This window comes from Methyloversatilis sp., from assembly GCF_030698125.1.
Classification (GTDB): domain Bacteria; phylum Pseudomonadota; class Gammaproteobacteria; order Burkholderiales; family Rhodocyclaceae; genus Methyloversatilis.
Window position 1 is genome coordinate 87,523 of the sequence record NZ_JAUYNV010000016.1, and the last position, 19,085, is coordinate 106,607.

Consider the following 19,085-nt stretch of genomic DNA (forward strand, 5'->3'; position numbering starts at 1 on the left):
GCAGGCTCCTACGAAAGACGAGACCTTCGTGAGAGCTTCGTTGGCCGGTACATCGCTCACGCTGGCTCTGCGTGTTCCACCATCAACTGTATGCGCCGTACGCCCTGGTACTCATTGACGTCCAGCCGGTAGGCCGCGTTGACATGGGCCGGCAGCGGCTCGGCGCGGTTGAACCAGATGGCGTCGAAGCTTGCGCCGTCCTTCACCAGCGCGAGCTTGAGGTGCTTGTCCTTCAGCAGGCGCTGGTTGCGTACCTCGAAGCGATCGGAAAACACCGGCGCCGGAAAGCCCTGGCCCCAGGTTTCAGCTTCGATCATCGTTGCCGCATTGAGGTTCATCAGTGAAGCTTCCAGCGCACCGTCCGTTTCTATGGTGCGGGTCAGCGCCGAAGGTTCGACCATGTCGGCGACCGCCTGTTCGAAGGCGGCCCGAAAGCGCTCGAGGTCGTGTTCGGGCAGCGTCAGGCCGGCCGCCATGGCATGGCCGCCGAAACGGATGATCAGGCCGGGTTCGCGCTTGGACACCAGATCAAGGGCATCGCGCAGGTGCAGGCCGGGAATCGAGCGGCCCGAGCCCTTGATTTCACCCTCGTGGCCACGCGCGAAGGCGATGGTCGGGCGGTGCGCCCGCTCCTTGATGCGCGAGGCGACGATGCCGATGACGCCTTGGTGCCAGTCCGGGTGAAACAGCGACAGCGACTTCGATTCGCCGATGTCGATGCCGGCCAGCTGCGCCTCGGCGTCTTCCTGCATGCCCTGTTCGATTTCGCGCCGCTCGCGGTTGATCGCGTCGAGCTGCTGCGCCAGACCGAGCGCGCGGGCAAAATCGTCGGTGATCAGGCATTCGATGCCGAGCGACATGTCCGACAGCCGGCCGGCCGCGTTCAGCCGCGGCCCGAGCGCAAAGCCCAGGTCGAAGGACTGTGCCTGCGAGGGCTCGCGCCCTGCCGCGGCGAACAGCGCGCGCAGCCCGGGCACCATGTTGCCGGCGCGGATGCGTTGCATGCCCTGGGTGACCAGGATGCGGTTGTTGTGATCCAGCTTCACCACGTCGGCCACGGTGCCGAGCGCCACCAGATCGAGCAGATTGCCCAGATTCGGCGCTTCCCGGCCGTCGAAGGCGCCGCGGCTGCGCAGTTCGGCGCGCAGCGCCAGCATGACGTAGAACATGACGCCGCAGCCGGCGATGGCCTTGCTCGGGAAGTCGCAGCCCGGCTGATTCGGATTGACGATGACGTCGGCCGCCGGCAATTCGTCGCCCGGCAGGTGGTGGTCGGTCACCAGTACCGACATGCCCAGTTCGTTCGCCCGCGCCACGCCCTCGACGCTGGCGATGCCGTTGTCCACGGTGATCAGCATGTCCGGTGCGGCATGCGCGGCCAGATCGACGATTTCCGGCGTCAGGCCGTAGCCGTATTCGAAGCGGTTCGGCACCAGATAGCTCACGTTGGCACCCATGGCGCGCAACGCACGGATGCCGATGGCGCACGCGGTGGCGCCATCGCAGTCATAGTCGGCGACGATCAGCAGGCGCGCGTCGGCTTCGATTGCATCGGCCAGCATGACCGCCGCGTCGGCCAGCCCGCGCATCGAATCGGGTGGCAACAGCGCCTTGAGCGAATAGTCGATCTGGCTGCGGTCGTGCACGCCGCGCGCGGCGTACAGGCGGGCCAGCAGAGGGTGCACGCCCTGCTGGGCGAGCATTTCGCTGCTGCGCAGCGGGACGGGGCGGTTCTTGATGCAGGTCATCGGAATTCCGGCAGGCAGGGGCCGCGCGTCAGGGCGACGGAACGACGGAAAAGGGACGGCGCCAGAATTTCATCAGGTCGCGCCGCTGTACGGTGACATCGACGCGGCCGTCGTCGCCGCTCAGCGTCAGCGTGAGCGTCTGCACATCGCCACACTTGAGTCTGGCCAGTGCTGGCGCGATCCATTGTGCGTCCAGCGCGGTCGCGGCCTGTGCCCAGGCTTCGGCGTCGAGGTAGAGCGAGGGCGCCAGCGCGCTGTCGAGCACCACGAGATTGTCCGGCAGCAGCGCCACGCCGACCTGGGCCGGCAGCGGCGCGGTGCGCACGCCGGCGGCCAGCGCCATGCCGCGCGCCAGCGCGTTGTCGGACCACACCTGGATCGGTCGCGCCTGGGCACGCGCGACCGCCACGCCCGCGCCCCAGAACCACAGGCTGTTGATGGCCGGACGCCCGGCTTCTTCACGCGCGGCATTCACCGGATGGCTGTGAAACAGCATCTGCGTTTCGTTCATCCACTGGCGCACCCTGGTCCCGTCCGGACCGGATGGCAGGCGCACGTCGATCTTGCGCCCGAGCGCACCGCCAGGCGGCGTGGTGTCGACCGAAATGGCCTCATGCAGCGCCAGATGGCCGTGACCACCCGCGCCCATGTAGAGCCAGCCGACATTGGCGAAATGCGCGTTCCAAGACGCGCACAGCGCGGCGGCTTCTTCGGCGTCCGGCGCCACATCGGGCGCATCGGTCAGCAGCAGGGCGTCGCGCGCGAAGCGCAGGTGCACGGCATCGGCGGCCAGCCAGTGCCGGCTGTTTACGGCCTCGCCCTGACCGGCACGACGCAGCGCGCCGAACGGAGCCCGTTCATCCAGTCCGAACAGTGACGCCAGCAGGTATTCGGCCGCCAGCGCCGGCCGCTGCAGGGTGCTGCCGCAACCGGCCAGACGCGACAGTGCCGGCGTCTTCAGCGACTGCAGGGCAGGTGGATGCTGCGGGGAGGGCGGCCAAAGCAGGCCGGGCAGAACGATGTGCAGGGACATCATGCAAGTGTACCCCGCCGGCCGGCCGGACTTCGTGGTCTGCATGGACCGGGGCAGTGGCCCGGTCGGAGGGGATCCCTTGGGAGCGGCCTCCATGGGCGCGGCGACCCACGGCTGGCTCTGCATGGCCAGCCGGCTCTGCGGGCGGCGAGCAGTGCTCGCCGAAACCCCCGCTCCGCCATCGCCGCGATACGCACTCTGCACAGCGACGGTCGCGACACTGATCGCGGCGGGGACGCCGCACCACAGTTACCGCTTCCACAGGTTTCGCTTCCAAGAAGAGCCCTTATCGCCCTCCGCCTCCGGAGACTGCGTCGGCGTGCAGCACCCGGCTCATGGGAGCACAAAAGAAAAGCCCCGCTCTGGGCGGGGCTTTCCGGTACGACGCGATGGAACGGCTTACTTCACGCGATTCTTGTACTCGCCGGTACGGGTGTCGATTTCGATCTTGTCGCCGATTTCGCAGAACAGCGGCACCGACACTTCGAACCCGGTGTTGATCCTGGCCGGCTTGAGCACCTTGCCCGAGGTGTCGCCCTTGACGCCCGGTTCGGTGTAGGTGATTTCGCGCACCACCGAGTTCGGCAGTTCGACCGAAATCGCGCGGCCTTCGTAGAACACCACTTCGCAGGCCATGCCGTCTTCGACGTAATTCAGCGCGTCGCCCATGTTCTCGGCGTCGACTTCATACTGGTTGTAGTCGCCATCCATGAAGGTGTACATCGGATCGGCGAAATACGAATAGGTGACTTCCCGGCGCTCGAGGATGACCACGTCGAACTTGTCATCGGCTTTATAGACAGTCTCCTGACCGGAGCCGGTCAGCAGGTTCTTCATCTTCAGCTTGACGACAGCCGAGTTGCGGCCGGATTTGTTGTAGTCGGCCTTGAGTACGACCATCGCTTCGTTGCCGATTTTCACGACGTTGCCGGCGCGCAGTTCCTGAGCGGTTTTCATGCAGGGTTCGTTCCTGTGGGGAGGGGTGTGATTGAAAGCCGCCGATGTACAGCTCGAACCTTTGCAACCCCTGTTGCAACGCCCGCTGCGGCAAACCCGGCATTATATAGGTGGTTGATTAAACATCACAAGCTGTGTCGCGAGGTCGTCCTGGGACGCCAGCGCGACCGCCCGCTGGCGTGCGTGCGACGCCAGATGCGGCAGGTCACCGAGCAGGGCCTGCCAGTCATGCACCGACACCGCAGCTGAGCTGTTCCAGCCGCGATGAAGCGCCCGCAGGCGTGCCGCCACTTCTTCGGGCAGCCCCTCCGCATGGCGATCGAGGAAGGCGTCGAGCTTGATCAGGTGGGCGCCCTCGTCCTGCGGGTAGATGTGCCATAGCAGGGGCCGGGCGGCCCACTGGGCGCGCACGAATGAATCTTCGCCACGGACGATGTTCAGGTCGCACTGCCACAGCAGCCGGTCGTAATCGTCCTGGTCCATGAAGGCCAGCGCGTGCAGCGCGAGCACACCGCGCTGCACGACGTCACCGGCGCGCAGCGGCCGACCGAGCGCCTCGCCGGCCACGCTCAGCGACCGGCCCTCCGGAACCCACAGCTGCACCGGGCGCGCATGCGCCGCCAGTGCCTCGATCAGCGTCGCGATCGATGGGCTTTCGTAGCCGAACAGCGAAAGCTGCAGCGCGCCGGTATCGACCGTCATGCCGAGCCGCGTCAGATCGCGTCCCCGGGCAGCGGCATCGGCCAGCCAGGCGTCGCGCTGCGCCGTCAGGTCGCGCTCGCGCAGCAGGCCACCGGTGCGCGCGGTGAAACCGGGAAAGAAGAAGTGCTTGGTCAGCCCGCTCGCCGCGTCGTGCGACGGCAGACCATGGCAGCCCTCGACCCAGTCTTCGGCACTGAGGTATTCCAGATTGATCCAGCGTGGCGGCGGATGCTGCGCCGCCATCGCCGTTACGAAGGCCGGCGGCAGGTCGCAGGCGAAGGCTTCGATGACGCAGCCGGCAGGCACGCAGGTCGGGGTGTCGTCGGTCCATTGCAGGACTTCGATACCCGGTTCCGCGGTGCCATGCGGCTTGATGCGCCTCAGCGCTTCCGGCGCATCGACCCACAGTCTGACCTGCCGGCCATGGTCCCGCGCCAGGCAGCGCGCCAGCCGCCAGCACACGGCGATATCTCCGAAATTGTCGATGACGCGGCAGAACAGGTCGGCGTCAGGTCGGGCCAGCGACAGCTTCCGTGATGAATCTTGCGTGACAGGGTGCGACATGCCTTCAAGTCCTGAATCCGGTCGTCGTAAAGGACAAGGTATTCGACATCATCCGTCATTACCTGCCCGCTCAAGGAGTCCAGTCATGCCCATGCAGCGTCCGACGTCCGAAGCTCTCGGTTTTCGCCACACCCGCCGCACCCTGCAGGCCGGCGAAGACATTCCGCCGATGCCGAGCCTGCTCGACCAGATCGCCCAGATCAACGCGATGGCGCTGGTTGCCGAGGCCGATGGCGAGGCCGACAATGACGACTGGGCCGGCGACGCGGCAATCGACGACGACGAGGACTGAACCACGCCTCGCCACCACCATTCAGCCGGCGAGCGTCCCGGCCGTAAACAGGTCATCTGAACGAAGGACCTGAATCATGCGTGATGTTTCTATCGCCACCCTTGACGGCTGGGTGGCGTACATGGGCGACAAGCCCCTGCCGGTTCTCGCACGTACCGTGCGCGAACTGGCCGTATTGCGCGAGAAAGAGCACTCGGTCAGCGCACGCAGCATCGCCCAGGTCGTGCTGCACGACCCGCTGATGACCTTGCGGGTGCTCGCCTTCATCGAATCACGCAATCGGCACAGCCAGCATCACGACATCACGACCATCGAACGGGCGCTGATGATGATCGGCATCACGCCCTTCTTCAATCATTTCGACGGACTGCCCACGCTGGAAGACCATCTGCACGGGCATCCGCAGGCGCTGCTGGGTGTCATGCGCGTCATTGCTCGTGCCCACCGCGCCACCAGTTGGGCCCGTGAATGGGCGCACATGCGGCACGACATGGACGTCGACGAAATCACCGTTGCCACATTGCTGCACGACGTCGCGGAAGTACTGTGCTGGGTGTTTGCGCCCAAGCTGTCGCTCGACCTGCGCGACCTGCTGCGCGCCAACCCGGGCATGCGCACGGCGGCCGCGCAGCAGGCGGTGTTCAACGTCACCGCGCATGAACTCCAGCTCGCACTGGTGCGCGCCTGGAAGCTGCCGTCACTGCTGGTCGAACTGATGGACGGCCGCCATGCGGCCACGCCGCGCACCCGCAACGTGTCGCTGGCCATCGATCTGGCGCGCCACAGCGCCAAGGGCTGGGATGATCCGGCGCTGCCCGACGACTTCGCGGCGATCGAGGCACTGCTGCGCGTCAGTCACGAAACCCTGCTCGGCCGGCTCGGCCTGCCGATGGACGGTTCGCCTCCGCCGGTGTTGCCCGACGAGCCCGAATAGTCCTGAGTTTCGGGCTCGGAGTTAGATTCAGCGGCGCGCCTCCAGCGCCTCCCAGCGCACCATCGCCTGATCGATCAGCGTGGCCAGTTCGCCCAGGCGCGCCGATACCTTGCCCGCATCGCCCCCCGCACCGGCCGACAGGCGGCCGGTCAGCGTCGCCTGTTCCGCTTCCAGCGTGGCGATCAGGTCAGGCAGTCCGTCCAGTTCCTTCTGTTCCTTGAAACTGAGCTTCGACTTCGCAGCGGCGGCCACCGGCTTGTCGCCTTTCACAGCCGGCGCGCTGGCGACTTTCGCTGCCGCACTGGCTGCGGCCTGCACCGTGGCGCGCTGCGCCACCCAGTCGGTGTAGCCGCCGATGTATTCGCGCCAGCGTCCGTCGCCTTCGTAGGCAACGGTCTGCGTGACCACGGCGTCGAGGAAGGCGCGGTCGTGCGACACCAGCAGCACGGTGCCGTCGTAGTCCTGCAGCAGCTGTTCGAGCAGATCCAGCGTTTCCATGTCGAGGTCGTTGGTCGGCTCGTCGAGCACCAGCACATTGGCCGGGCGGGCGAACAGCCGCGCCAGCAGCAAGCGGTTGCGCTCGCCGCCGGACAGCGACTCGACCTTGGCGCGCGCGCGCTGCGGCGGGAACAGGAAGTCGCCCAGATAGCCGATCACATGCGTGCGCTTGCCGGCGATCTCGACGAAGTCCGAGCCCGGACTGATGACTTCGGCCAGTGTGGCCGAATCGTCGAGCTGGCTGCGGAACTGGTCGAAATAGGCCACTTCGATGCGCGTGCCGTTGCGCACCACACCACTGTCGGCCTCCAGCTGACCGAGGATGAGCTTGAGCAGCGTGGTCTTGCCGGCACCGTTCGGCCCGATGAAGCCGACCTTGTCGCCGCGCACGATGCGCGCCGAAAAGTTGCGCACGACCACCTTGTCGCCGAAGCACTTGCTGACGTCTTCCAGTTCGGCCACCAGCTGGCCCGACGCTTCGCCGCGATCGACCTCGATGCGTGCCCGGCCCATCTGGTCCCGGCGCGCCTCGCGCCGGGCGCGCAGTTCGTCGAGCCGCTTGACGCGGAACTGCGCCCGCGTGCGCCGTGCCTCGACGCCCTTGCGTATCCACACCTCTTCCTGCGCCAGCAACTTGTCGGCGCGCGCCGATTCGAGCGCCTCGGCCGACAGTTCGTCGGCCTTGCGCGCCACGTATTCGGCATAGCGGCCGGGGTAGCTGCGCAACTGGCCGCGATCCAGTTCGAGGATGCGGCTGGCGAAGCTGTCGAGAAAGCGCCGGTCGTGGGTAATCACCAGACTGGCGCCGCGGAAGTCGTTCAGCAGCGACTCCAGCCAGGCGATGCCGTCGAGGTCGAGGTGGTTGGTCGGCTCGTCGAGCAGCAGCATGTCCGGCTCGGCGACCAGCGCGCGGGCCAGCGCGACACGCTTCAACATGCCGCCGGACAGCGACTCGACATGCGCGTCGCCCGGCAGCGCGAGCCGCTCCAGCGCCTGTTCAATGCGCTGTTCGAACCGCCAGGCCTGGTGATGCTCGAGCGCGTCCTGCAGTTCGGACATGCGGTCGAACACGGTTTCGTCGCCGTGCGCCATGGCTTCGGCCACGTCGTGGTAATCGATCAGAAGTTGCGCCAGCTCGCCCAGCCCCTGCGCGATCGCGTCGAACACGCGCGCACCGGGCTCGAACCTGGGTTCCTGTGACACATAGGCCAGCTTCATGCCGGGCTGGCGCCAGAATGTGCCGTCGTCGAGCGCGGCGTCGCCGGCCAGTATTTTCAGCAGGCTGGATTTGCCGGTGCCATTGCGCCCGATCAGCGCCAGCCGCTCGCCGGGTTCGACCACCAGTGCGGTGTGGTCAAGCAGCGGCACGTCGCCGAAAGCAAGGCAGGCGTTATCGAGGGTAATCAGTGGCATGGGGAACACGGGAAGTGGAGCGGCGCCGCAGTATATCGCCGCACCGCAGCAAGCCGGTCACCCGGGTACAATCGCGGCCGCCGGCTCCATAGTTGAATGGATACAACAACCCCCTCCTAAGGGGTAGGTACAGGTTCGATTCCTGTTGGGGCCACCAAGAGGGCATCCAAGGAAGTCCAAGCAAGTCCAACCAAGTACAGAAGCAAGCCGTTTCAGAGCGAAAAGCAGTCCAGATTAGTCCGAAGTGCTTCATTGACAGCCGGGGGCATGTGGGGGCAGCATCAGGGGCATCGTTAAACATGCCTTGAAAAGGTGCCCCCAATGGCTGCAACAAACAAGCTTACAGACCGCGCGATCATCAACGCCAAGCCCAAAGCGAAGCCCTATAAGCTTTCAGACGGCGAAGGCATGTATCTGGAGGTCGCGCCCAATGGGGGCAAGCTGTGGCGGATCAAGTACCGCTTTGGGGGCAAGGAGAAGCGCCTGTCGCTGGGTGTGTATGGCGACGTGACCCTTACGATGGCGCGCGAGCGGCGCACAGCGGCACGCACGCTGCTGGCGCAAGGCATCGACCCGAGCACGCAGCGCAAGGCAGACAAGGCCGCAGAGGCCACCAAGCACGCAAACTCGTTTCAGGCGGTGGCGACCGAGTGGTTCGCCAAGAAGTCGCCAGCATGGGCACCTTCACACGCCGACCGGCTGCTGCGCCGTCTTGAGCGCGACATCTTCCCGGTCATCGGCGCAATGCCGATATCCGACATCACCCCGCCGATCCTGCTGGAAGCAATCCGGAAGATCGAAGCGCGCGGTGTAGGCGAAACAGCGCACCGCGCAATGCGCGATTGCAGCCAGATATGCCGGTACGCCATCGCGACAGGCCGGCTGTCGAGTGATCCGGCGCGCGATCTTCGCGGCGCGTTGTCCTCCGTCAAGGCTGTGCATTTCCCCGCTGTTACCGAGCCCCGACAAGCCGCGCCCCTGATCCGTGCAATCTACGGCTATGAAGGCTCGTTGATCGTGCGCAGCGCGCTACGCCTTGCCCCGCTCGTTTTCGTCCGTCCGGGCGAGCTGCGCACCGCTAAGTGGGCAGACATCGACCTGGAGGCGGCGGAATGGCGTTTCCTTGTCACCAAGACCGACACGCAGCACGTCGTGCCCCTCGCGACGCAGGCCGTCGAAATCCTGCGCGCGATCAAACCCGTGACGGGCGACGGGCAATACGTTTTCCCGAGCGCGCGCGCTGGTAATCGCCCGATGTCGGATAACGCGATTCTGGTGGCGCTGCGCACGCTGGGTATCGGCAAGGAAGTAATGACCGGGCACGGCTTCCGGGCGATGGCGCGCACGATGCTGGACGAAATCCTAGGCGAGCGTCCCGATCTGATCGAGCACCAGCTGGCGCACGCAGTGCGCGACGCAAATGGTCGTGCGTACAACCGGACCGCGCACCTGTCGGAGCGGCGGCGGATGATGCAGCGATGGGCAGACTATTTGGACAGCCTACGGACGGGGGCGGATGTCATCGCGTTTCGGGCGGCCTGAGCCCGGCGCAACAAGGCGCGCATTGATGATGAACGAGTGGGCGAAGTTCTGCGCACGGGTGCGTTCAGATGCTGATGTCGTGGCGCTCATCGGTCGCGCTGCTACTTGACTAGATCGATTCGGACACTACAATCCTTTTCATCGGTAGTACTTCAGCGTATCGATCCCGCCCGGAGCGCGGACAGACTCCGGTACCGCACAGGTTGCCAAGGCTTTCCCCTTCCTTGGGTCCTGTGAAGCACGGTAGGCATGTAAGCCCTTAAAAACGGTGGGCCAAAGGTGGGCGCTTTGTTGCGCTCGCCTTTTTTCGTTTACGGCGGCGCGACCCAATTGGAGTCCATCATGCACGCTGGTTTTTTACGCCTTCCCCACATCATCGGGGATACCGAGAAGCGCATATCGCCGCTCATCCCTGTGAGTCGATCGACGTGGTACGCAGGCGTCGCCAGCGGTCGTTACCCGAAACCAATCAAGCTGTCCGAGGGTGTGACCGTCTGGCGCGCGTCCGATATCGACGCACTCTGTGCCCAGATCGAGCAGCAAGCGGAGGTGACGATATGAGCACCGCACCCCAAGACATCGCCGATCCGCTGGACGACTATGCACTCGGCCTTGAAGGTCTGAGCCCAGATGAAAAACGCACCCTGTGCGAACTGGCCGAGTGCCTGATATGGGCCGACCGGGTTCCTTTCGTGCGTGCACTGATCGAAGTCTTTCAGGAACATGGCCCAGACCTTACCGATGACCGTGGCTGGTCTGACCTTCAAGGGTGGAAAGGCTGGGTGCTTGGCGAGCAGCTGGCCCGGGCAGCAGGATTGCCCCATAACCTGAGCGACCCGAACCTGCACTGCTGCCAACCCGAGCAGATGGAGTTTCTGCTGCGCCGCTTATCTGGTGCCCATTCGTTCCACTGCGAGACAGTCGAAGAGACCGCCTTCACCAGGATGCTGTACCTGCTGATCGCTTGCAGGCTCTTTGAACTGTTCAGAACGCTGCCCTTTGCGAAAGCCTTGGATGAAGCATGGATCATCGGCATCCAGTGCATCCATCACTACGGGTTTACCAAATCACAGCAGCGGTGGCGACTCGAAGCACTCCGGGACCTGATCGCATGGTTTCGCGACACAGACGGGTTTCACCGACCCGACGGGAGCATCGACAGCGAAGCGGCGGCCATGCGTGCCTACCTGCGGGGAGATTTTGAATGAACCCCATCGAACCTCAATTCGAACCCCTGGACCCCGTCCAGATCCGAGCAGTGACCCAAGAATTCGAGGATCGGCGATACAACCGGATCGCGGAGCGACTCGGTGCCCAGCGAATACCCGTCACGCTCGCACCTGCTCAACCTGAGCAGCGCTACAAGCTGCGCAGCGCAGACGAATTGCTCCACGCCAAGCCCATCGCATGGCGCGTCAAGGGGGTGCTACCCGAACAAGGCATCGGGGCGATCTTCGGGCCGTCCGGCTGTGGGAAATCGTTTTTGGCCATCGACCTGGCGATGCGCATCGCGAAGGGCGGCGACTGGTTCGGGCATAAGGTGAAACGCTACCCGGTGCTCTATATCTGTCTCGAAGGTGAAGCGGGCCTGTCGGTGCGCGTCAAAGCCTACAGCGCAGTGAACGGACCCATCCCGCGCGGCATTGACTTCATCGACCAGCCCCTGAACCTGCTGAGCTCGACCGATGTGCGCGATCTGGTCGCCGTCATTACGGACCGGGCTGTGCCTCACGGTGTGGTCATCATCGACACCCTCAACCGGGCGACACCGGGGGCAGACGAGAACAGTTCCGTCGACATGGGGCAGGCGGTGGCAGCGGCGAAGGCTGTGCAGACCGCTATCGGCGGAATGGTGCTACTGGTTCACCACACCGGCAAGGACGCATCCAAAGGCTTGCGGGGTCACTCCAGCCTACATGCAGCGCTCGATGCGGCCATTGAGGTGACTCGCGCAGGTGACTCGCGCGAATGGTCTGTCGCGAAGTCGAAGGACGGTGCGGACGGTCTGGGCCACCAGTTCAAACTGGAGGTGGTCGACCTGGGACTCGACGGGGATGGTGACGTGATCACCTCCTGCGTGGTCAAAGCCGGACCAGCTGGCCTGAAGGTCAAACCCTTGACCGCGCCCCAGCAGGTCGGCATGCACGCTTTCACAGAAGCGGCCCTGCACAACGCCCCCACCCCCGACGATCAGCGGGTGCGCGCCAGCCTGGACGAGTGGAGGGAGGCCTTTTATCGGCGCAGCGTGGCGACCCCCGAGAACAAGCAGAGGGCGTTTCACCGAGCGCGGACGGACCTCCTGGCTCTTGGAAAAGTTCGAGAGGTTGACGGCTTTTTCGTGTTGGTCAACGAACCGGAAGAACCCAGCGGGTTTGACGGGTTCCCTGATCTCACATAGCCCAATGGGGCGGACAGACCAGACAAAGCCAGACATTGTCCGGTTTGTCTGGGCAGGACAACCAGACGGACACGGACACGACTCTAACGAGTGTCCGTGTCCGTCCGCTCTTTTCTGTCCGCTGTCCTGATTCACTGAAACAGTTTAGGAGTACCCAATGGGCAGACCAGTTACGTACGACAAATCAAAAATCTGGCCCGAGATCACCAGACGAATCGCGAACGGCGAAAGTCTCGCTTCAGCACTTCGCCATCCTGGCATGCCGAGCTACGAACTCGCACGGAACCAGATTCGCGAGTTCCCCGAGATCAAAGCGGCTTACGAGGCCGCTGTGGAAGATCGAGGGGCGATGTTGGCCGAGGAACTGATCGATCTAGCCGATACTCCGATACCTGAGGACCTCGACCCCGCCAGCCGGTCCGCGTGGGTGCAGCACCTACGGGTTCGACTGGACACCCGAAAATGGATCGCGTCGCGGGTCTACCGCAAGGTCTACGGCGACAAGGTCGAGGTGTCGGTATCGGCCCCGGTGGACCTTGTCGCGGCGATGGAGGAGGGGCGGCGACGGGTGGAGGCTAATCGAGCCCGAACCATCGACATGGGGGACGTCGAGCGCGCGTGAGAAGGTATTAACAGGGCTGGGGGTCTTTCGGGCTTGTTGCGCAGACCACCGACCCCAGCGCCCCCAGCGCAGCCCCTGCCATCACGCCATGCTCTCCTTTAGTTCCTTGTTCCGTGTCGCCAGCACCGCCACCCTCGCACTGGTGCTGTCCGCCCCAATAGGCGCCCACGCATCAACCATCGTGGGCCGTGTGGTCGGTGTGGCCGATGGGGACACGGTGACGGTGCTCGATTCCGACCGGGTACAGCACAGAATTCGACTCGCTGGCATCGATGCACCCGAGAAGGCGCAGGCATTCGGCAACCGGTCGAAGGAGAGCTTGTCGGAGTTGGTGTTCTCCAAGGCCGTGACCGTGGAGACCGACAAGGTGGACCGCTTCGGGCGAGCAGTCGGCAAGGTGCTGGTCGATGGCAGAGACGCGAACCTGATTCAGGTCGAGAGGGGCTTCGCGTGGCACTTCAAAGCCTATGAGTCCGAGCAGTCACCTAGTGACCGGCTGCTGTACGACGCGGCTAGTTCGTTTTGAAGCCGGCAAAGGCCCATGCCAGCAGCTTGAATATCATGATCAAGACCAGCAACAGGGCAGCCGGGACGGCAAGAACCAGGATTACGGCTAGCTCGACGCTCGCCTTCGCCTTCTCTGGATCAACCACCTTCTCCGCGTCCGGGAACTGCTCCCAAAAAGCCCGGTCTTGGCATTCTTTAGTCGTGCAGTCTTTGTTCTTCCTCTGGAATTCTTCCTTTTGCCGTTGCACAACCTTCTCGACGCTCCAGTGCGTCGAACCGAGATACGTCATCACTTCACGGAGGCTACCGACAAGCGACGCAATCGCAAGCAGCATCCAAAATACCAGATAAAGCCGAAGCAGTCCCTTACCAATATTGAGCTTTCCAAATAGCATCATTCAGGTCCATGGTGAGGCGGCGGCATCGCATAGACACCACTCCCAAATTTCCGAAATTTTCCAAAATTTTTTCGCAGTGTCCCCGCTACCTCCCCGGACAACATTCCCGTGGAGACGTGGGGCGTCCCCCCCCCTCCGGTCGCGAAAGCCGGGGAACATCACTCGAAATGGATTCTAGCGCCCTAGATGCAGACCGAGTGCTTGAGGGTCTGCCTGACTGAAGAGATACGCGATGGCGTAACGAGGGAGACTACTTCGTTCGACCAGTGCGGGGGCATCTTTGGGGGCATGTCGGAGCAGTCCGAGCAGCCGCCCCTGGCCCGCAAGCCGTTGTGCGCAATCCTTCGGTAGATGTTGGGCCACCAGCACCGTCCACTTCCCGCTTCCTCCGGACTTTCGCGTCTGCCGTTGAAGCCGGTGAGGCGAGCAGCGCGACGGCGTGTCGCGGGTGACCCAGCGGCGAGGTGATGTCGCGCTGCTGGCCGACGAAGGTGATGAGCCTGAATGCGGTCAACCAGACCGCAATGTCGACCGGCGAGGTCGAGCTTTTCTGAGCGAAGGGGACCTGCCCTTGGGGGCAGGAGTGGGGCCGGCGGCTCAGCCGCGCCGCGCCTCGACCACGCCGTCGACATCGCGCAGCAGCGTCAAAATTTTCTGGATCTGGCCGACGCTCGATATTTCGACCGTGAAGCTCATGCGCGCCATGTCTGCCTTCGAGATGGTGCTCACGGCTGTCACGTTGATGCGCTCTCGCGACAGCAGTTCTGAAATGTCGCGCAGCAAACCCTGCCGGTCGTGCGCCTCGACGAGCAGGTCAGCGGCGAAGCGCGATTCCGGATCCTGGCTGGCAATTTCACCCCACTGCGCGTCGACCACCCGTTCCGGGTTGCGCGCCACCATGTTTATATAGTTGGGGCAGTCGCTGCGATGGACCGCGACGCCGCGCCCGCGCGTGACGAAGCCTGAAATCGGGTCCGGCGGAGCCGGCTTGCAGCAGCGGCCGAGCTGGGTCAGCAGCTTGCCGACACCTTCCACCAGCACGCCGCGCTCGCCCACGGCGCGCGGTGCGCGCGGCTTGATCAGCGGTTCTTCCGGCAGTGGCTCTTCACCCTTGAGCGCGACATGAATCGCGCGCGGTCCGACCTCGCCGTGCGCGCACGCGATCAGCATGGCGTCGACGCTGTTGTAGCCCAGCTTCTGCGCCAGTTCGTCCAGATTGGTCTGCGTCGCCCCTTCGCGTGACAGCTCGCGCGCGAGCCAGGTGCGGCCCTGCGCCAGCGTTTCGCCTTCCTCGATCTGCGCGAACCAGCGCCGTACCTTCACGCGCGCCTGATGGGTCGCGATATAGCTCTGCTGCGGATTCAGCCAGTCGCGCGACGGACCCCCCTGCTTGGCGGCGATGATTTCCACCCGCTGGCCGTTGTCGAGCGGCGTATTGAGCGGCACCAGTTGACCATTGACGCGCGCACCCCGGCAGCGGTGGCCCAGATCGGTGTGCAGCCGGTAGGCGAAGTCGATCGGCGTTGCCCCCTGCGGCAGGTCGATCACCTTGCCCTGCGGCGTCAGCACGTACAGCGTGTCGTCGAGTGCGGCACGCTTGAACTGTTCCACCCATTCAGAATGGTCGGCGATTTCATCACGCCACGACAGCAGCTGGCGCAGCCAGGCGATCTTGTCGTCGTAGTCCTTGTCCTGGCCCGAACCTTCCTTGTAACGCCAGTGCGCCGCCACGCCCATCTCGGCGTGCTGGTGCATCTCGCGCGTGCGGATCTGCACCTCGAGCGAGCGGCCGTCCGGCGCCACGACGGCGGTGTGCAGCGAGCGGTAGTTGTTGCCCTTCGGGTGCGCGATGTAGTCGTCGAATTCACGCGGCAGCGGTTGCCACAACTGGTGCACCACGCCCAGCGCGGCGTAGCAGTCGCGCACCTCGTCGACCAGCACGCGCAGCGCGCGCACGTCGTACACCTCGGCGAACTCGATGCGCTTGGCGCGCATCTTGTTCCAGATGCTGTAGATGTGCTTCGGCCGGCCCTGGATTTCCGCCTTGATGCCGGCGCCGGCCAGTTCGGCCCGCAGCCGCGCCATCGAATCGGCGATGAAGGCTTCACGTTCGACGCGCTTCTCATCGAGCTGCCTGGCGATGCGCTTGTAGGTTTCCGGTTCGAGAAAGCGGAAGGACAGGTCTTCCAGCTCCCATTTCAGCTGCCACACGCCGAGCCGGTTGGCGAGCGGCGCATAGATGTCGAGCGATTCGCGCGCCATGTCGATGCGCTGCTCGTTCGGATTGACCGTGAGCCAGCGCAGGCTCTGCACGCGCGACGCCAGTCGCAGCATGACGACACGTACGTCCGCCACCATGGCCAGCACCATCTTGCGCAGCACTTCGGCCTGGTTTCCGATCTCTGCACCGGTCGTGCTCTTGGTGGCATGCGACCGGGTGATCAGGCGCAGATGATCGAGCCGCTGCAGGCCGGACACCAACTCGCTGACCGACTGGCCGTACTGTTCGGCAATCTGCTGATCGGCGTCGTCGATGACTTCGTGCAGCGGAAACAGCAACGCCGCCAGTCGGGTTTCGAGGTCGAGCCGCAGCGAGGCGCAGATCAGCGCCTGACCCACCACATGTTCGTGCATCGGTTCGCCGGTGCCGAGCGTGCGGCCGGCGTACAGCGTCGCCACGCGGTCGTGGGCGGCCCGCAATGTGGCGGCCTCGGCGTCACCCAGACCGTCGGCCAGCAGTTCGAGTGTGTTGCGGGCAGTGTCTGCGCTGACGAGGGAATGGACGACGGAAACCATGTTCGGGATTATCGCTGATCAGGGACGCGGGGGCTTGCGGCGAAGCAGCATGGGCGGATGCTGCGCAGACTTCAGGAAGCGCAACAAAAAGGGGCGACCGATCGCTCGGCCGCCCCGCAGACACCTGTCTCACGACAGTTGTCCGAATCAGGTCTTCGGCTTGTCCGGTTGGGAGCTCTGGGGTTTGGCGTCGCCGTGCTTGTCGCCCGGGCATGCAATGACAACGCTGGACGACGCAAACATCGCCAGCCCCAACAGGATCGCGAGACGTTTCATCACGGATCACCTCCTTTCATGGTTGCGGAGCCAGTACGATAGGCGCGCCCCCGACCTTACGCAAGCAAGGACCATTGCCAAATGTTTCACTGGCTCAGACGCGCGCTTGCGCCGGCCGACGCCGACCTGCCCGAGGTGACGCCGGACACCTGGACGCGCATCGAGGCGCGGCTGCCCTTTCTCGACTATCTTGAACCGGCCGACCGGCCGGCGCTGCGCGAACTGGCGCGCCAGTTCATCGCCAGCCGGCAGTTCCACGGCGCGCACGACATGGCGCTGCACGACGACCAGCTGGTCGAGATCGCACTCCAGGCCTGCCTGCCCATCCTGAAGCTGGGCCTGGACTGGTACGACGACTGGGTGGGTGTGGTGCTCTATCCGGGCGACTTCCTGGTGCCGCGGCAAAGCGTGGACGACGCCGGTGTGGTGCATGAGTACAAGGAGCCGCTGATCGGCGAAGCCTGGGCCGGCGGGCCGGTGCTGCTGTCCTGGCAGCCGGACGATCACGCGGCCGACGGCGTGAATGTGGTCATCCACGAATTCGCACACAAGCTCGACATGCGCAACGGCGACGCCGACGGCCTGCCGCCGCTGCACGAGGGCATGAGCGTGGCGCGCTGGGCCCGGGTGTGGTCGGACGCGTACCGGCGCTTCTGTGCCGACATCGAAGCCGGTGTCGAAACCGGTATCGACGACTACGCCGCGGAAAGCCCGGCCGAGTTCTTTGCCGTCATGTCGGAATGCTTCTTCGAAATTCCGGATCTGATCCAGGACGTGTGGCCGGATCTTTACGCGCAGCTTGCGCTGTTCTACCGGCAGGATCCGGCGCCGCGCGCCCGTGCGCTGAACGCACCCGGGGGCAATGCTCTCCCGTGATCGCCGAACTGTTTGCGTGGTGGCGCATCGACTGCCTGCCCGCTGCCCGGCGCATGGGTTACCGGCGGGAAGCGGCGGCGCTCGTCGTGCGCCACCGGCGCCTGCGCCGGCACTGGGCCGATCACCTGGCCCGCACGCGCGCCGCGCTGCTGGCATCGGCACGGCAGGCGACCTGCGCACGCGACGCACCGAAACGTGCGTGGATCATGGGCGCCGGGCTGCTGCACGACGTGCCGCTGGCCGAACTGCTCGAGTGCTTCGAACGCATCGATCTGGTCGATGTAGCTTTCGCGCCAGCGGCGCGTGACGCGGCTCGCAGGCACCCGGGGCGCGTCGCCTGCGTGACGCAGGACGTGACCGGACTGATTGCCGACCCCGCGCGCGACCCGCGCGATGCAATGCCGCCGCTGCCCGATGATGCATGGTGCGCGTCGGTCAACCTGCTCAGCCAGTTGCCGCTGCTGCCCTGCAGCGTATGGTTGCAGCAGGGCATGGCGGAATCCGGGGTCGAGCGGCGTGGCCGTACCATCCAGCAGGCCCATGTCGATGCGCTGCAACAGGCAGCACACGCCTGCCTGATCATCGAATGCGCGCAGACGCATCCGCCGCCCGGACCGGCCGACATTGACCTGCTTCCCGGATTGCCGGAACGCCTTGCCGCGTCTGGCTGGCTGCCGCTCGACAGCTGGCACTGGCCACTGAATCCGCCCGGCGAAACCGAGTTGCCGGAAGGTCGCGCGATGCAGGCCTGGTCGCGCTGATCCGCCCGCACAAAGGTTGCGGAGCGGACCCTGTCCGCGATCCGGACGTGAATCACGCGACATCGCATGATCGAAGACCGCATCGCCTGCGGGGCAGGCTCCTACGAAAACAGCGACGGTTTTGCCTTTCGTAGGAGCGGACCCCGTCCGCGATTGGCACGTCGACCACGCGATGCCGCGTCAATCCAGCCTGAACACCACCGGCAGCAGCAACTCGCGTGCGCCGCCCGCGTCGATGCGGCCGATCTGGCGTGCGGCGTCGAGCGCCGCGCGATCCAGAATTGCGTGACCGCTGCCGGCCAGCACGGCGGCGTCGATGACCCTGCCCGACGCATCGAGCAGCAGGCGCAGCGTCACTTCCCCTTCCAGTTCCCGCTCGATCGCCTCCGGCGGGTAGAACACATGACGGTTCAGCTTCTGCTGCGCCTGCTCGCGCGCCTCGGCGGTGGCCGTCGTGCTCCGCGGCGCGCGGACGACCGCTGGCGGACGCGGTGCCGGTTCGGTCCGTTCGCTGCGCGTGTCCTTCAGCAGCGGTTCAGCCGGCTCGGGCTCCGCTGCGCGCGAGGCTGGGGCCGCAGGCGCACTCTGCAGCCGGGCCTGCAGTAACGGCGCCGGCTCGGGTCGCGGCGCTTCGGCCGTGCGTTCGGGCCACAGCAGGAACAGGGCGTGCGTCAGCGCGGACAGTGCAAGTGCGAAATGAAGTTTCAGGCGGGACAAACCGGCGGACGGGATCGTTAGACTGGCGACCTCTATTGTGCCCGACCCACC

Annotated in this window: 19 protein-coding genes and 1 tRNA gene; 11 read left to right on the forward strand and 9 right to left on the reverse strand. The window is 65.1% G+C overall.

Going from position 1 to position 19,085, the window contains the following annotated elements; genetic code table 11:
* Window positions 1-56 precede the first annotated feature (56 nt).
* From recJ to earP, 4 genes are all read right to left on the reverse strand, one after another.
* Window positions 57-1,748 (reverse strand): single-stranded-DNA-specific exonuclease RecJ, encoded by a 1,692-nt coding sequence (recJ, locus tag Q8Q80_RS06835; protein ID WP_305632203.1) that lies wholly within the window; start codon window positions 1,746-1,748, stop codon window positions 57-59.
* 28 nt (window positions 1,749-1,776) lie between these two features.
* The gene (locus Q8Q80_RS06840; protein ID WP_305632204.1) at window positions 1,777-2,781 is read right to left on the reverse strand and encodes a hypothetical protein; all 1,005 of its coding nucleotides are present in this window, start codon (window positions 2,779-2,781) and stop codon (window positions 1,777-1,779) included.
* Window positions 2,782-3,180: 399 nt separating this feature from the next.
* Entirely contained in the window at window positions 3,181-3,738 is a 558-nt protein-coding gene (efp, locus tag Q8Q80_RS06845) for an elongation factor P (RefSeq protein WP_305632205.1), read from the reverse strand.
* 102 nt (window positions 3,739-3,840) lie between these two features.
* Complete coding sequence (gene earP, locus Q8Q80_RS06850; protein WP_305632206.1) at window positions 3,841-5,004, reverse strand: elongation factor P maturation arginine rhamnosyltransferase EarP; 1,164 nt, start codon at window positions 5,002-5,004, stop codon at window positions 3,841-3,843.
* An 85-nt stretch (window positions 5,005-5,089) separates the two neighbouring features.
* Between earP and Q8Q80_RS06855 the strand changes: the two genes are divergently transcribed.
* Together Q8Q80_RS06855 and Q8Q80_RS06860 are read left to right on the forward strand one after the other, a co-directional pair.
* Window positions 5,090-5,296, forward strand: coding sequence for a hypothetical protein (locus Q8Q80_RS06855; protein WP_305632207.1), 207 nt, complete (start codon window positions 5,090-5,092; stop codon window positions 5,294-5,296).
* Window positions 5,297-5,372: 76 nt separating this feature from the next.
* Window positions 5,373-6,230 carry an HDOD domain-containing protein gene (locus Q8Q80_RS06860; RefSeq protein WP_305632208.1) on the forward strand — a complete coding sequence of 286 codons (858 nt, stop codon included), beginning with the start codon at window positions 5,373-5,375 and terminating at the stop codon, window positions 6,228-6,230.
* 27 nt (window positions 6,231-6,257) lie between these two features.
* On the opposite strand, the gene Q8Q80_RS06865 is transcribed toward Q8Q80_RS06860, so the two are convergent.
* Window positions 6,258-8,141 carry an ATP-binding cassette domain-containing protein gene (locus Q8Q80_RS06865; protein WP_305632209.1) on the reverse strand — a complete coding sequence of 628 codons (1,884 nt, stop codon included), beginning with the start codon at window positions 8,139-8,141 and terminating at the stop codon, window positions 6,258-6,260.
* Window positions 8,142-8,223: 82 nt separating this feature from the next.
* On the opposite strand from Q8Q80_RS06865, the gene Q8Q80_RS06870 reads away from it, so the two are divergent.
* From Q8Q80_RS06870 to Q8Q80_RS06900, 7 genes are all read left to right on the forward strand, one after another.
* Window positions 8,224-8,298 (forward strand) — tRNA-Arg (locus tag Q8Q80_RS06870).
* A gap of 164 nt (window positions 8,299-8,462) precedes the next feature.
* Window positions 8,463-9,683 carry an integrase arm-type DNA-binding domain-containing protein gene (locus tag Q8Q80_RS06875; RefSeq protein WP_305632210.1) on the forward strand — a complete coding sequence of 407 codons (1,221 nt, stop codon included), beginning with the start codon at window positions 8,463-8,465 and terminating at the stop codon, window positions 9,681-9,683.
* A 342-nt stretch (window positions 9,684-10,025) separates the two neighbouring features.
* Window positions 10,026-10,244, forward strand: coding sequence for an AlpA family transcriptional regulator (locus Q8Q80_RS06880; protein WP_305632211.1), 219 nt, complete (start codon window positions 10,026-10,028; stop codon window positions 10,242-10,244).
* Window positions 10,241-10,891 carry a hypothetical protein gene (locus Q8Q80_RS06885; protein ID WP_305632212.1) on the forward strand — a complete coding sequence of 217 codons (651 nt, stop codon included), beginning with the start codon at window positions 10,241-10,243 and terminating at the stop codon, window positions 10,889-10,891. The genes Q8Q80_RS06880 and Q8Q80_RS06885 overlap by 4 nt, the downstream gene beginning before the upstream one ends.
* Complete coding sequence (locus tag Q8Q80_RS06890; RefSeq protein WP_305632213.1) at window positions 10,888-12,081, forward strand: AAA family ATPase; 1,194 nt, start codon at window positions 10,888-10,890, stop codon at window positions 12,079-12,081. Before Q8Q80_RS06885 ends, Q8Q80_RS06890 begins: the two co-directional genes overlap by 4 nt.
* Window positions 12,082-12,238: 157 nt before the next feature.
* Complete coding sequence (locus Q8Q80_RS06895) at window positions 12,239-12,703, forward strand: hypothetical protein (protein WP_305632214.1); 465 nt, start codon at window positions 12,239-12,241, stop codon at window positions 12,701-12,703.
* A gap of 88 nt (window positions 12,704-12,791) precedes the next feature.
* Complete coding sequence (locus Q8Q80_RS06900; RefSeq protein WP_305632215.1) at window positions 12,792-13,229, forward strand: thermonuclease family protein; 438 nt, start codon at window positions 12,792-12,794, stop codon at window positions 13,227-13,229.
* Here Q8Q80_RS06900 and Q8Q80_RS06905 read toward each other — a convergent pair.
* From Q8Q80_RS06905 to Q8Q80_RS06915, 3 genes are all read right to left on the reverse strand, one after another.
* Window positions 13,216-13,605 carry a hypothetical protein gene (locus Q8Q80_RS06905; RefSeq protein ID WP_305632216.1) on the reverse strand — a complete coding sequence of 130 codons (390 nt, stop codon included), beginning with the start codon at window positions 13,603-13,605 and terminating at the stop codon, window positions 13,216-13,218. The two genes, Q8Q80_RS06900 and Q8Q80_RS06905, sit on opposite strands and share 14 nt — an antisense overlap.
* Before the next feature lie 600 nt (window positions 13,606-14,205).
* Window positions 14,206-16,404: a bifunctional (p)ppGpp synthetase/guanosine-3',5'-bis(diphosphate) 3'-pyrophosphohydrolase gene (locus Q8Q80_RS06910; RefSeq protein ID WP_305632217.1), complete on the reverse strand. Its 2,199-nt coding sequence runs from the start codon at window positions 16,402-16,404 to the stop codon at window positions 14,206-14,208.
* A gap of 147 nt (window positions 16,405-16,551) precedes the next feature.
* A complete protein-coding gene (locus Q8Q80_RS06915) occupies window positions 16,552-16,680 on the reverse strand; it encodes a hypothetical protein (RefSeq protein WP_305614341.1) in 129 nt (42 codons plus the stop codon).
* An 81-nt stretch (window positions 16,681-16,761) separates the two neighbouring features.
* Between Q8Q80_RS06915 and Q8Q80_RS06920 the strand changes: the two genes are divergently transcribed.
* On the forward strand, window positions 16,762-17,556 hold the full coding sequence (locus Q8Q80_RS06920) for a zinc-dependent peptidase (protein ID WP_305632218.1): 795 nt from the start codon (window positions 16,762-16,764) through the stop codon (window positions 17,554-17,556).
* Window positions 17,553-18,317 carry a hypothetical protein gene (locus tag Q8Q80_RS06925; protein WP_305632219.1) on the forward strand — a complete coding sequence of 255 codons (765 nt, stop codon included), beginning with the start codon at window positions 17,553-17,555 and terminating at the stop codon, window positions 18,315-18,317. Before Q8Q80_RS06920 ends, Q8Q80_RS06925 begins: the two co-directional genes overlap by 4 nt.
* A 180-nt stretch (window positions 18,318-18,497) precedes the next feature.
* On the opposite strand, the gene Q8Q80_RS06930 is transcribed toward Q8Q80_RS06925, so the two are convergent.
* Window positions 18,498-19,034: an energy transducer TonB gene (locus Q8Q80_RS06930; protein ID WP_305632220.1), complete on the reverse strand. Its 537-nt coding sequence runs from the start codon at window positions 19,032-19,034 to the stop codon at window positions 18,498-18,500.
* Window positions 19,035-19,085 lie beyond the last annotated feature (51 nt).

Coding starts and splice junctions, on each gene's coding strand:
- Q8Q80_RS06860 (WP_305632208.1), top strand. CDS start 5,373: ATGCGTGATGTTTCTATCGCCACCCTTGACGGCTGGGTGGCGTACATG.
- Q8Q80_RS06895 (WP_305632214.1), top strand. CDS start 12,239: ATGGGCAGACCAGTTACGTACGACAAATCAAAAATCTGGCCCGAGATC.
- Q8Q80_RS06910 (WP_305632217.1), bottom strand. CDS start 16,404: ATGGTTTCCGTCGTCCATTCCCTCGTCAGCGCAGACACTGCCCGCAAC.
- efp (WP_305632205.1), bottom strand. CDS start 3,738: ATGAAAACCGCTCAGGAACTGCGCGCCGGCAACGTCGTGAAAATCGGC.
- Q8Q80_RS06880 (WP_305632211.1), top strand. CDS start 10,026: ATGCACGCTGGTTTTTTACGCCTTCCCCACATCATCGGGGATACCGAG.
- Q8Q80_RS06905 (WP_305632216.1), bottom strand. CDS start 13,605: ATGCTATTTGGAAAGCTCAATATTGGTAAGGGACTGCTTCGGCTTTAT.
- Q8Q80_RS06900 (WP_305632215.1), top strand. CDS start 12,792: ATGCTCTCCTTTAGTTCCTTGTTCCGTGTCGCCAGCACCGCCACCCTC.
- Q8Q80_RS06885 (WP_305632212.1), top strand. CDS start 10,241: ATGAGCACCGCACCCCAAGACATCGCCGATCCGCTGGACGACTATGCA.
- Q8Q80_RS06865 (WP_305632209.1), bottom strand. CDS start 8,141: ATGCCACTGATTACCCTCGATAACGCCTGCCTTGCTTTCGGCGACGTG.
- Q8Q80_RS06875 (WP_305632210.1), top strand. CDS start 8,463: ATGGCTGCAACAAACAAGCTTACAGACCGCGCGATCATCAACGCCAAG.
- Q8Q80_RS06855 (WP_305632207.1), top strand. CDS start 5,090: ATGCCCATGCAGCGTCCGACGTCCGAAGCTCTCGGTTTTCGCCACACC.
- earP (WP_305632206.1), bottom strand. CDS start 5,004: ATGTCGCACCCTGTCACGCAAGATTCATCACGGAAGCTGTCGCTGGCC.
- recJ (WP_305632203.1), bottom strand. CDS start 1,748: ATGACCTGCATCAAGAACCGCCCCGTCCCGCTGCGCAGCAGCGAAATG.
- Q8Q80_RS06915 (WP_305614341.1), bottom strand. CDS start 16,680: ATGAAACGTCTCGCGATCCTGTTGGGGCTGGCGATGTTTGCGTCGTCC.
- Q8Q80_RS06840 (WP_305632204.1), bottom strand. CDS start 2,781: ATGTCCCTGCACATCGTTCTGCCCGGCCTGCTTTGGCCGCCCTCCCCG.
- Q8Q80_RS06920 (WP_305632218.1), top strand. CDS start 16,762: ATGTTTCACTGGCTCAGACGCGCGCTTGCGCCGGCCGACGCCGACCTG.
- Q8Q80_RS06890 (WP_305632213.1), top strand. CDS start 10,888: ATGAACCCCATCGAACCTCAATTCGAACCCCTGGACCCCGTCCAGATC.